The organism is Streptosporangium sp. DT93 (assembly GCF_049844535.1).
Taxonomy (GTDB): Bacteria; Actinomycetota; Actinomycetes; order Streptosporangiales; family Streptosporangiaceae; genus Streptosporangium.
Genome location: NZ_JBNCLF010000011.1, coordinates 252712 through 263563, shown reverse-complemented (window position 1 = coordinate 263563; position 10852 = coordinate 252712). Strand labels below are relative to the sequence as shown.

General features: G+C 71.8%; 11 protein-coding genes. 8 read left to right on the top strand and 3 right to left on the bottom strand.

The features are described 5' to 3' along the window. Positions 1–39 precede the first annotated feature (39 nt). From rpsK to truA, 5 genes are all read left to right on the top strand, one after another. A complete protein-coding gene (gene rpsK / locus ACLQ2R_RS23915) occupies positions 40–444 on the top strand; it encodes a 30S ribosomal protein S11 (RefSeq protein WP_012887860.1) in 405 nt (134 codons plus the stop codon). 20 nt (positions 445–464) lie between these two features. Further along, positions 465–1091, top strand: a complete 627-nt coding sequence (gene rpsD / locus ACLQ2R_RS23910) for a 30S ribosomal protein S4 (RefSeq protein WP_386236540.1) — start codon at positions 465–467, stop codon at positions 1089–1091. A gap of 99 nt (positions 1092–1190) precedes the next feature. Next, positions 1191–2207, top strand: a complete 1017-nt coding sequence (locus tag ACLQ2R_RS23905) for a DNA-directed RNA polymerase subunit alpha (protein WP_386236538.1) — start codon at positions 1191–1193, stop codon at positions 2205–2207. 155 nt (positions 2208–2362) lie between these two features. Next, entirely contained in the window at positions 2363–2947 is a 585-nt protein-coding gene (gene rplQ, locus ACLQ2R_RS23900; RefSeq protein WP_425962747.1) for a 50S ribosomal protein L17, read from the top strand. Between the two features lie 97 nt (positions 2948–3044). Further along, complete coding sequence (gene truA / locus ACLQ2R_RS23895; RefSeq protein ID WP_425962745.1) at positions 3045–3917, top strand: tRNA pseudouridine(38-40) synthase TruA; 873 nt, start codon at positions 3045–3047, stop codon at positions 3915–3917. Between the two features lie 243 nt (positions 3918–4160). Here the strand turns inward: truA and ACLQ2R_RS23890 are convergent, their stop codons facing one another. Continuing rightward, on the bottom strand, positions 4161–5273 hold the full coding sequence (locus ACLQ2R_RS23890; protein WP_425962743.1) for a hypothetical protein: 1113 nt from the start codon (positions 5271–5273) through the stop codon (positions 4161–4163). A gap of 379 nt (positions 5274–5652) precedes the next feature. Here ACLQ2R_RS23890 and ACLQ2R_RS23885 point away from each other — a divergent pair, with 379 nt between their 5' ends. Further along, a complete protein-coding gene (locus tag ACLQ2R_RS23885; RefSeq protein ID WP_425962741.1) occupies positions 5653–6231 on the top strand; it encodes a hypothetical protein in 579 nt (192 codons plus the stop codon). An 879-nt stretch (positions 6232–7110) separates the two neighbouring features. On the opposite strand, the gene ACLQ2R_RS23880 is transcribed toward ACLQ2R_RS23885, so the two are convergent. Both ACLQ2R_RS23880 and ACLQ2R_RS23875 read right to left on the bottom strand, forming a co-directional pair. After that, entirely contained in the window at positions 7111–7857 is a 747-nt protein-coding gene (locus tag ACLQ2R_RS23880) for a hypothetical protein (protein WP_425962739.1), read from the bottom strand. A gap of 473 nt (positions 7858–8330) precedes the next feature. Beyond that, positions 8331–9092 (bottom strand): CAP domain-containing protein, encoded by a 762-nt coding sequence (locus ACLQ2R_RS23875; protein WP_425962737.1) that lies wholly within the window; start codon positions 9090–9092, stop codon positions 8331–8333. Positions 9093–9600: 508 nt separating this feature from the next. On the opposite strand from ACLQ2R_RS23875, the gene rplM reads away from it, so the two are divergent. Then, positions 9601–10044: a 50S ribosomal protein L13 gene (gene rplM, locus ACLQ2R_RS23870; RefSeq protein ID WP_425962735.1), complete on the top strand. Its 444-nt coding sequence runs from the start codon at positions 9601–9603 to the stop codon at positions 10042–10044. 62 nt (positions 10045–10106) lie between these two features. Next, positions 10107–10631, top strand: coding sequence for a 30S ribosomal protein S9 (gene rpsI, locus ACLQ2R_RS23865; RefSeq protein ID WP_344889966.1), 525 nt, complete (start codon positions 10107–10109; stop codon positions 10629–10631). Positions 10632–10852: the final 221 nt, after the last annotated feature.

Sequence of the window (10852 nt, the reverse complement as noted above, 5' to 3'; positions counted from 1 at the left end):
TAGCCGCAGGACCGACCACCTCAGGAGTGAAGGCACAGAATGCCTCCTAAGAGCCGCCAGGGCGCACCCAAGAAGGTGCGTCGCAAGGAAAAGAAGAACGTCGCTCACGGGCACGCCCACATCAAGAGCACGTTCAACAACACGATCGTCTCGATCACCGACCCGAGTGGGAACGTGATCTCCTGGGCCAGCGCCGGCCACGTCGGGTTCAAGGGCTCTCGTAAGTCCACCCCGTTCGCCGCGCAGATGGCCGCGGAGAACGCCGCCCGCCGCGCGATGGAGCACGGCATGCGCAAGGTCGACGTCTTCGTCAAGGGTCCCGGCTCCGGCCGTGAGACCGCGATCCGCTCGCTTCAGGCGACCGGGCTCGAGGTCGGATCCATCCAGGACGTCACCCCCGTGCCGCACAACGGCTGCCGCCCGCCCAAGCGCCGTCGCGTCTGACGCCCAGGAGAAGATAGAAAATGGCTCGTTACACGGGTGCGGACTGCAAGCTCTGCCGCAGGGAGAAGACCAAGCTCTTCCTCAAGGGCAAGAAGTGTGAGTCCGCCAAGTGCCCCATCGAGATCCGTCCTTACCCGCCGGGTGAGCACGGCCGCGCTCGTCCCAAGGAGTCGGAGTACCAGCTCCAGCTCCGGGAGAAGCAGAAGACCCGCCGCATCTACGGCGTCCTCGAGAAGCAGTTCCACAACTACTACGAGGAAGCCAACCGCAAGACCGGCAAGACCGGCGAGAACCTCCTCCAGATCCTGGAGAGCCGTCTCGACAACGTGGTCTACCGCGCCGGTTTCGCCGAGTCGCGCGACGCCGCCCGCCAGCAGGTCCGTCACGGGCACATTCTGGTGAACGGCAAGAAGGTCGACATCCCGTCGTACCGGGTGCGCGAGCACGACATCGTCGAGGTCCGCGAGAAGTCGCGCAACCTGCTGCCCTACGAGGTGGCCCGCGCCACCGCCGGTGACAAGACGTACCCGGCGTGGCTGGGCGTCGTCCCGGACGCGCTGCGCGTCCTGGTCCACCAGCTCCCGGTCCGTCAGCAGATCGACACCCAGGTCCAGGAGCAGTTGATCGTCGAGCTCTACTCCAAGTAGCGGCTCTGTCGGTGCCGTGCGGCCTCGTGCCGTACGGCACCTACGCTGTTGTTCAGAGCGACGTCAAATAGCGGGCGTCGCCGTCCAAGGGAGATCCACATGCTGATCGCTCAGCGTCCCTCCCTCCTCGAGGAGTCCATCGAGGAGACCAGGTCCAAGTTCATCGTCGAGCCGCTGGAGCCGGGTTTCGGCTACACCATCGGCAACTCGCTGCGGCGCACGCTGCTGTCGTCCATCCCGGGCGCGGCCGTGACCAGCATCCGCATCGAGGGCGTGCTGCACGAGTTCACCACCGTGCCGGGCGTCAAGGAGGATGTCACCGACATCATCCTGAACCTCAAGGAACTGGTCGTCTCCTCCGAGCACGACGAGCCCGTGGTGATGTACCTGCGCAAGCAGGGCCCCGGTGACGTCACCGCCGCCGACATCGCGCCCCCGGCCGGTGTCGAGGTGCACAACCCCGAGCTGCGCATCGCCACCCTGAACGGCAAGGCGAAGCTGGAGATGGAGCTGACCGTCGAGCGCGGTCGCGGCTACGTCTCCGCCGCGCAGAACAAGCAGCCGGGCCAGGAGATCGGCCGTATCCCGATCGACTCCATCTACTCGCCGGTCCTCAAGGTCACCTACAAGGTCGAGGCGACCCGTGTCGAGCAGCGCACCGACTTCGACCGTCTGATCCTGGACGTCGAGACCAAGCCGTGCATGAAGCCCCGCGACGCGGTGGCCTCCGCCGGCAAGACCCTGGTCGAGCTGTTCGGCCTGGCCCGCGAGCTGAACGTCGAGGCCGAGGGCATCGACATCGGCCCGTCGCTGACCGACCAGGCCCTGGCCGCCGACCTGGCGCTGCCGATCGAGGAGCTGAACCTCACGGTCCGCTCCTACAACTGCCTCAAGCGCGAGGGCATCCACACCGTGGGTGAGCTCGTGGCCCGCAGCGAGCAGGACCTCCTCGACATAAGGAACTTCGGTGCCAAGTCCATCGAAGAGGTCAAGCAGAAGCTGCACGAGATGACGCTGGCCCTCAAGGACTCCCCGCCCGGGTTCGACCCGAGCGCGGTGGCCGGCGGCGGCTACGACGACGACGACAGCGCCTACGTCGAGACCGAGCAGTACTGACCCTCGCCTCCCGCCGGACCGGTGCCCGCACCGGCCCGGCGGACGGGCGGGTTTCGCGCGTTTCACGTGTTTCACGATGACGGGGGCCCATCGGCCCCCGGCCCGACCCCGGTACCTCGTACGGCCGGGGCGGTTCCACTCCCAAGGAGAACGTTATGCCCAGGCCCAGCAAGGGTGCCCGTCTCGGCGGCAGCCCGGCCCACGAGCGACTGATCCTGGCGAACCTCGCCACCCAGCTGTTCCAGCACGGCCGGATCAAGACCACCGTGGCCAAGGCCAGGCGTCTGCGCCCGGTGGCGGAGAAGCTGATCACCAAGGCCAAGCGCGGCGACATGCACAACCGCCGCCAGGTGCTGACGGTCGTCAAGGACAAGAGTGTGGTCCACCACCTCTTCACCGAGATCGCCCCCACCTTCGCCGAGCGTCCCGGTGGCTACACCCGCATCACCAAGATCGGTATGCGTAAGGGCGACGCCGCCCCCATGGCCGTGATCGAGCTGGTGTCCGAGCCGCTGAACCAGGTCAAGGTCGGCCAGACCGCCGCCAGGCCGGCCGCCGCGCCGAAGCCCGCCGCGCAGGAGACCCCGAAGGCCGAAGCGACGGAGTCCGAGGAGACCAAGGCCGAGCAGGCCGAGGCGACCGAGGCCGACACCGCCGAGCAGCCGAAGGACTCCGGGGAGAACGCGGAGACGACCGAGGCTCCCGCCGGTGAGACCGAGGCCAAGAAGAACGACGCCTGATCTCTCAGGTCCGGTGAACGGGCTCGGCACCCTCCGCACGGGGGCGCCGGGCCCGTTCTCGTTCCTGGAGGTCGGGCCAGGCGCAGGAAGGAACACCGTGGTACGGCTACGGCTGGATCTCGCCTACGAGGGCACCGACTTCTCCGGCTGGGCCAGGCAACCGGGGCGGCGTACGGTCCAGGGGGAGATCGAGGGGGCACTCGGCACGATCCTGCGCCTTCCCGAGCCTCCGTCGCTGACCGTGGCGGGGCGGACGGACGCCGGCGTGCACGCCCGGGGCCAGGTGGCCCACGTGGACCTGGAGGCGGACGCGCTGGCCGTGCTGGACGGCCGCGACCGCCGCAGGGACCCGGCGGACCCGGTCGCGGCGAGCCTCGACGAGCGGCTCTCCTCGCTCCGCAGGAGGCTGGGCGGGGTCCTGCCCCCGGACGTGCGCGTGCATCGCGTCACCGTGGCTCCCGAGGGGTTCGACGCCCGGTTCTCGGCACTGTCGCGGCGGTACGCCTACCGGGTCTCCGACGCCCCGGGCGGGCCTGACCCCCTCCGCCGCCGGGAGGTCCTCTGGTACAGCCGTCCCCTGGACGTGGAGAGGCTGAACGAGGCCGCCGCCGCCCTTCTCGGCGAGCACGACTTCGCCGCCTTCTGCAAGAGACGCGAGGGCGCGACCACCATCCGCGAGCTGCAGCGCCTGGACTGGGTGCGGCGGGACGATCTCGTCGTCGCGACCGTGGTGGCCGACGCCTTCTGCCACTCCATGGTCCGGGCGCTCGTGGGGTCGCTGCTGCCGGTGGGCGAGGGGCGGCTCGGGACCGACTGGCCGGCGGGGGTGCTGGCCCGGGCCGTACGCGACTCCTGGGTGCACGTCGCACCGGCGCACGGGCTCTGTCTCGAACGGGTCGAATACCCCGACGCTCCCGAGCTCGCCCGGCGGGCCGCCGAGACCCGCCGGGTACGCACGCTCGGCTCGTGACGCCCGGTTCATCCGGCTCGGCCCATGGTGCCGGTTTGGTGACGCGCTCGATTCGTGAGGCCAGGTCCATGACGCCCGGCCCATGACGCCCGGCTCGTGAAGCTTGGCTCGTGAGGCTCGGTTCACGAGGTTCGGTTCAGGAGGCCGAGCCCATGACGCCGGGTTCGTGACGTCCGGTTCGTCGCGCCGGGCTCACGGCGCCCGGCTCATGAGGCCCGGCCTGTGACGCGCGGTTCGTGGCGCTCAGTTCGTGACGCGCCGTTCGACGACCTTCGCGGTCTGGTCGCGGAAGGCCCCGCTGACCTTGGCGAGGGCCTTCTCCTTGGCGGTCGGGGTGTGACCGTCGCTGAAGGTGGCGTAGCTGAAGACGATGTAGCGGCCCCACACCATCCCGGCCGCGTAGCCGCCCGCGATGTGCACCCGTTCGGCCCCGCTGCCCGAGGCGGCGGGCAGGCCGCGGAACCAGAGGTTGTTCTCCAGGTTCTTGGCCCGGTCGGCCGCGATCGCGGACTCCCGGGTCGGCAGCACGGCGATCCCGGTGGTCACGGCGTACCTGCGCTTGCCGTCCACGTACGTCGCCCGCAGCACCCGGCGGCAGTCCTGGCCGCGCAGGGTGTCGGCGAATCTGCCCGCCGCGGCCTTCTGGCACTGCTCGGCCACGTCGGTCTTGACCCGGGTGAACGTGGCTCCGGCCACGGTCACCTTCTTGACGAAGGCGTCGGCCACGCTCACCGTCCCCGGGTCGGTCCTCTCGGAGTTGAGCACCGTGGTGTTGACGGGCTCCGGCTCGGAGGCGAGGTTCGGGTCGTCGCCGGTCTCGGCCTCTCCGGGGGTGAGGACCGGATCCGCCGCGCTCGCCGCCTGTCCGGTGTTGAAGGAGCGGTAGGCCAGGAAGGCCCCGGTGCCGATGCCGATCACCACGACCGCGACCACGGCCGCGAGCAGCACCGTGCTCGCCCGGCTACGGGCCGGTGCGGGGGCGGGGGGCGGGGGTTCGGGGGTGAACGCCGAGAGCGGCGTGAACGGGCCGCGCGCCATCGCGGGATCGTTCGCGCCCGGGTCCGGCGAGCCGTCCGCCTGCGTGGGGGGCGTGGACAGCGAGGGGAAGAGCGGAATGCCGCCCGGAGGGGTCGCCTCCTCCACCGGAGGCGGTGGCGGAACGGGCAGAGCCGGGCCGGCCGCCCAGGGGCGCGTGGGCTGTTCGAGGGGTGTCGTGGGCTGGGGGCCCTGCTGGGTGATCGGCTGTGAGCCCGGCTGGGTGACCGGCTCCGCCGTCGGAAGCGCAGCGGTCGTGGCGGCTGCGGAGGGGGCGGCCACGGCAGGCGGCGCGGCGGGCGGCATGGAGGGGACGGCCATGGAGGGGGGCGCGGCGGGCGGCGTGGAGGGTGAGGCGGGGCCGGCCGTGGGGGGTGCGGGTGAGGCCGGTCCGGCCGCGGGGGACGAGGTGATCGGCGGATCCTGCCGAAGCGCCGGGCTCTGCCGGGCCGGTCCACCCCGCTCGGGAGGGACGGCGTGACCGGGAACGTGCGCCGGCCCTTCGGACGTATCGGGCACCCACGGTCCTGTCGCGCCGGAGGTGAAGGACGTATCGGGCGCCCACGGTCCTGTCGCGCCGGGGGTGACGGGCACGCCGGGTGCCGATGGTCCTGTCCCGACGGGCGCATCCGGCGCACCGGACGCCGATGATCCCGTTCTGCCGGGTGCCCGGGGTCCCGTTCCGGCGGGTGCGCCGGGCATGGAGCCGCGGACGTCGGCGGTGCTCTCGTCGGTCTCTCCGGGCGGGGCGGCGTCCGGTGGCCAGACGGCGACGTCTCCCGGTTCCCCGGGGCGGCCGGGCGTCTCGTCGGGGTCGGACCATACCGGCTCGCCGGTCGCGGCGGGCCAGGGGGCGGGCTCCTGCCCGGAGGCGGACCAGACCTGCATGCCCGCGGCGGCGGCCGTGAAGGCCGGAGGCGGCTGCCAGGGCGGCGCCCCGGGCACGATGGGCCCCCCGGGGAGCGGTCGCCCCTCCGGCGGGCTCACGGAACCGGGCGAGGGGCTCACGGATCCGGGCGGCGGCACGGTGCCCGGCGACAAGCTCGGCGTGCCGGGCGGCGGGCTCTGGAGGCCGGACGGCGGCAGGTCGACGGAGCCGGGCGGTGAGACCGGAAATCCCGGCGGGGGCGCGCTCAGGGGAGCCGACGGCGTGAAGCCCTCCGGCGGGGCGGGCCAGGCGGGGCGGGTGGGCTCGGGGGGCGTGGGGGAGTTGATCCACGCGGGAGGAGCCGGCTCCGGCCGGGTGAAGCCGGTCCAGGCGGGACCCTCGGAGCCGTGACCCGCACGACCGGGCTCCGCGGGACCGGTGACCCCGGAAGGGCCGTGGCCGGGAAGACCCGGGGCTGGGAGGCCGTGGCCGGGGAGGCCGGGTGCCGGAGAGCCTGAAGGGGGCGGGGAGCCGGGAAGGGGTGAGGGGCCGGAGGCCGAGTGGCCGGGAGCCGGGGAGTCGAGGAGGTCCGCGGGACCTGACCCCAGGGGGCCGTGGCCCGCGAGGCCGTGGCGGGGAGGGCCGAGGGGATCCGACGGGTCCGGCCCCGGGGGATTCCCGGGAGCGGAGGTCCCCGGCGGGCCAGAGCCGCCGGACCGGCCGGCGGGATCGCTCCAGGCGGGTCCGGTGAGCCCGGCGGGCCCGGTGGGCTCGGTGTGCGGTCCTGCCGGGGCGGCGGGGGCGAAGGGAGCGGGAGGCTGTGAGCCGGCCGAGGGGGCCGGAGGCTGCGGACCGGCCTGGAAAGCGGGAGGCTGCGGTCCTGCCGGGGAGGGGGGAGGCTGCGGCCCGGCCGGAGGAACGGGAGGCCGCGGGCCGGACCAGCTGGAGGGCGGGTCGTCCTCCGGTTGCGCGTACCAGTCGTAGGGGACCCCGTCGTCCACGGGGACCGTCCATGACTGGACCGCTCCCGGGGCCGGCTCCGGCCATGCGGAAGCGTCCGAAGGCTGCTCGTCACCTGCGACTTCGGCCCGCAGCACGTGCGGTGAGGGTCGGCCGAAACTCGGCGGTGGCGTCGCCGGTGCCGCCGGACCCTCGGTTTCACGGTGCTGATCGGACCCGGATTCCTGGCCACGCATACGCCGAAGCCTAGCGACAGCCAGAGATCGCCATGCGGGTATGGCCGCATCGTCTGCCGGATTCATCCCTGAAAACGATGGTATGGCTCCTTGGTCAGGGCCGTTCGCCGGTCAGGGATCGCGAGTCCAGCGCGGGCGTGACGGTCGCGTCCATCACGGCGATCGCGGTCTGGCTCAGCTTCTTGGCCTCGGTCTTCTTCGGCAGATGGCCGTCCTTGTACTGGAACCAGACGAGGATCGCGTAGTGCCCGTGGGTCCAGTAGCCCACCGACGCCTCGCCCGAACCGAGAAATTTGGTGACCTTGTCCTTGCCCGGCAGTGCCTTGAGGTACTCCTCCTGCTTCTTGCCGGACTTGACGGCGATGACCTTGGACGCTCCCGCCGACGTCTTGAGGTTGGCGACCCCCACGGTGCCGATGATCTTCCCCGAGGGGTCGCGGAAGCTGGCGCGCAGCATCTGGGTGCACTTGGCCGCGGTGAGCGCCTTCTGGAGCTTGGTCCCCACCACCGCCTGGCCGCACTTCTTGTCGAGCCTGCGGGTGGTCATCAGGTAGGTCTGGTCGCCGGCCCGTACCTTCTTGCGCTTGAACACCTCGTCCAGGCCGAGGGGGTGCGGGTCCGTGGCGCGCGAGGAGGCGTAGCCGAACTTGCCGTCCGCCACCTTGGCGGGCGGCAGCGCGGGATCGTCCGCCGTTGGGGTCGCCTCGGCGGGCGCCGACGCGGGGTCGGATCTGGCCAGCATGGACAGGCCGATGCCCCCGGCGACCAGGAGGGCGAACGCCCCGGCCGCGATGAAGATCGGATAGCGCGCGCGGGGGCCCTCGTCGTAGGGGCTCCACATCTTCGGGGGCGGCTTCTGCTGCGGGCTCCTGCGCGAGGAGGGGTCCTTGGGCGACGAGGCGCCGCGTGAGCCCCGCGAACCCCGGGCGCCTCGCGGGCTCTCGGACGTCTCGGCGGCCCTGGGGTCCTCGGGCGCCCCGAAGCCCTCGGGGCCTCCAGGAGCTCCGAAGGCGCCGGGCGCACCGGGACCTTGGGGCGCACCGGGACCTCCGGGCCTTCCGGGACCTTGGGGCCCACCGGGACCTCCGGAGGTGCCTGGCCCTCCTGGCCCTCCTGGTCCTCCGGGTGCGCCGGGACCGCCAGGGCCCCCGGAGGCGCCGGGAGCACCCGGGGGGCGGCTGCGTGTCGAGGGGTCGAACCAGTGCTGGCCCTCTGCGGGCGGCGATGCGTCGGGCTGGTTGTAAGGCCGGCGGCGCGGCGGCTCCACGGGAAAACCCATGCGCCGAGAGTAGCCCTGTAGCGGGGCCGGAAACCTCAGGAGTATCCGAAGTCCTGGGTCCACCAGAGGCCGTCGGTCCCCTGGACTGCTCCGACGCCGGTGGCCCTGAGCTCGCAGTTGAGGATGTTGCGGCGATGGCCGGTGGTCTTCATCCAGTGGAGCACGGCCTCGTCGGAGGAGGTGTAGCCGCGTCCGATGTTCTCCGCGCCGCCGTCGCGGTAACCGGCGGCCTCCATCCGCTCCCAGGGGGAGGTGCCGCCGCGGGAGGTGTGCGACAGCTCCCCGCGGGCCGCCATCCCGGCCGAGTGTCTCCTGGCCGACGCCGTCAGTCTCCTGTCGATCCTGAGCGGCCCGCACCCGGCGCGCCTGCGCTCGACGTTGACGAGGCGGACGACCTCCCGCTCCATCGCCCCGAGGGCGGGCACGGCCACGCCGTCGCCGTTGAGGAGGTAGCGGGAGGGGCCGTCCTCGCCCGTGCCCGTACGGCGGCCGGTGGGGGTGGCCGAGGGGCGCGGACGGCGGTGCTGGGAGGCCGTGGGGTCCTGGGAGGCGGTGGGGCGGACGGCCCGGGCGAGCGGGGCACGCTGCTCGTCCACCTGGCCCGCCAGCACGCCGCTGGTCGGGGTGGCCCTCCTGGGGCCGGTGTTGTCCAGGTAGATCTGGTCGGCGGCCTCGCTCTCGCGGCTGCTGCGGCCGATGAGGAAACCGACCACCAGAACGGCCACCAGGCACGCGACCGCCCCCAGGCGGCGCAACCGCGCTCGCTGGGTGTGCCGGGTGTGAGGAAGCTGCCACATACCGCTATCAAAGATAGAGATGTTTGCGGTGAGGAAGAAGGGAATATTGAGAACGAATCAAAACCATTCCGTGAACCACGTCTCCGGCGGCCCCGGCGGCCCCGGCGGATCGGGCGTGACCGGCCCGACGGACCGGCGGTGCGACCCGGTGGGAAAGACCGGTGACCCGGTGAGAAAGACCGCGGGGCGGGCCGGTACGGCGGGCGTCGCGGGTGGACCCCGTGAGCGGGCTCTGGCGAGGCGGCTCCGGGCACGGGCCGGACCCGGGTAGACTGCCGGGGTACCGGAGTAGAGTCATGTCGTTTTGACCGGCACTCATCCACACCGGTATCCTGCTAGTTCGTTGTGTGCGAATTGGTCTCCTCTGCAGACCGATACGCGGCGCGTCCGGCGTCATCTCCTCTTTTTTGGAGACGGAAGGTCCGGGCTGTCGTGTGCCCGCACCTACCGACCATGTTGCTGTCATCTCCGACAGCGCCGAAGACGCGACCAAAGAAGGCATACGACCGTGCGCACGTACACACCCAAGCCTGCCGAAGTCGAGCGTCAGTGGCACATCATCGACGCCACCGACATCGTGCTCGGCCGGCTGGCCAGCCACGTCGCGATCCTGCTCCGCGGTAAGCACAAGCCGACGTTCGCCAATCATGTCGACACCGGTGACTTCGTCGTCATCATCAACGCCGACAAGATCGCGCTGACCGGCAACAAGCTTGAGCAGAAGAAGGCGTACCGCCACTCGGGCTACCCGGGCGGGCTGCGCTCCATGACCTACGGCGAGCTGATGGACAAGCGTCCCGACCGTGCCGTCGAGAAGGCCGTGAAGGGCATGCTGCCGAAGAACGCCCTGGGCCGGAAGATGATCAAGAAGCTCAAGGTCTACGCCGGTTCCGAGCACCCGCACCAGGCTCAGCGGCCGACGCCCTTCGAGCTCACCCAGATCGCCCAGTAGCAGCCTGTCGCCAGCAGCGCCGGCCGAGGGCCGGCGCCGAGTAGGAAAGTTAGAGGAGAACCGTGGCTGAGCCCACCGGTGTCGAGACGCCCGTCGAGGGCGATCAGGAAGCGTACTCCGCGGAGGAGTTCCCCTCCGAGTACACCTCCGAGTCCACTGCCGGCGGCACTGACGCCGCCGTCCGCAAGCCCATCACCACCGGTAACTCCTACGGCACGGGCCGCCGCAAGGAATCCGTCGCCCGGGTGCGCATCGTCCCGGGAACCGGCAAGTGGACGATCAACGGCCGCACGCTGGAGAACTACTTCCCGAACAAGGTCCACCAGCAGATCGTCAACGAGCCCTTCGTGGTGCTCGGTGCCGAGGAGCAGTTCGACGTCATCGCCCGTATCAACGGCGGCGGCGTCACCGGTCAGGCCGGTGCCCTGCGCATGGGTCTGTCCCGCGCGCTGACCGCGCTGGACGTCGAGGTCAACCGGGCGCCGCTGAAGAAGGCCGGCTTCCTGACCCGTGACGCCCGCGCCACCGAGCGCAAGAAGTACGGCCTCAAGAAGGCCCGTAAGGCCCCTCAGTACAGCAAGCGTTAAGTTGGGTCGCCTCTTCGGCACCGACGGGGTACGTGGGGTCGCCGGTCGCGACCTCACGGCCGAGCTCGCCATGGACCTGTCCGTGGCCGCGGCCCATGTCCTCGGCGATGCCGGGGCGTGGGACGGCGGCGGGCGGCAGAGCCGTCCCCGCGCCGGCGTGGGGCGGGGCCCCCCCCCCGCCGGGGGCGTGCGGGGGGGCGGGGGGGGGGGCCGGCGGGGGG

Coding starts and splice junctions, on each gene's coding strand:
- ACLQ2R_RS23880 (WP_425962739.1), bottom strand. CDS start 7,857: ATGTGGAGCCCCTACGACGAGGGCCCCCGCGCGCGCTATCCGATCTTC.
- ACLQ2R_RS23890 (WP_425962743.1), bottom strand. CDS start 5,273: ATGGCCGTCCCCTCCATGCCGCCCGCCGCGCCGCCTGCCGTGGCCGCC.
- ACLQ2R_RS23885 (WP_425962741.1), top strand. CDS start 5,653: ATGGAGCCGCGGACGTCGGCGGTGCTCTCGTCGGTCTCTCCGGGCGGG.
- rplQ (WP_425962747.1), top strand. CDS start 2,363: ATGCCCAGGCCCAGCAAGGGTGCCCGTCTCGGCGGCAGCCCGGCCCAC.
- rpsD (WP_386236540.1), top strand. CDS start 465: ATGGCTCGTTACACGGGTGCGGACTGCAAGCTCTGCCGCAGGGAGAAG.
- rpsK (WP_012887860.1), top strand. CDS start 40: ATGCCTCCTAAGAGCCGCCAGGGCGCACCCAAGAAGGTGCGTCGCAAG.
- ACLQ2R_RS23905 (WP_386236538.1), top strand. CDS start 1,191: ATGCTGATCGCTCAGCGTCCCTCCCTCCTCGAGGAGTCCATCGAGGAG.
- ACLQ2R_RS23875 (WP_425962737.1), bottom strand. CDS start 9,092: ATGTGGCAGCTTCCTCACACCCGGCACACCCAGCGAGCGCGGTTGCGC.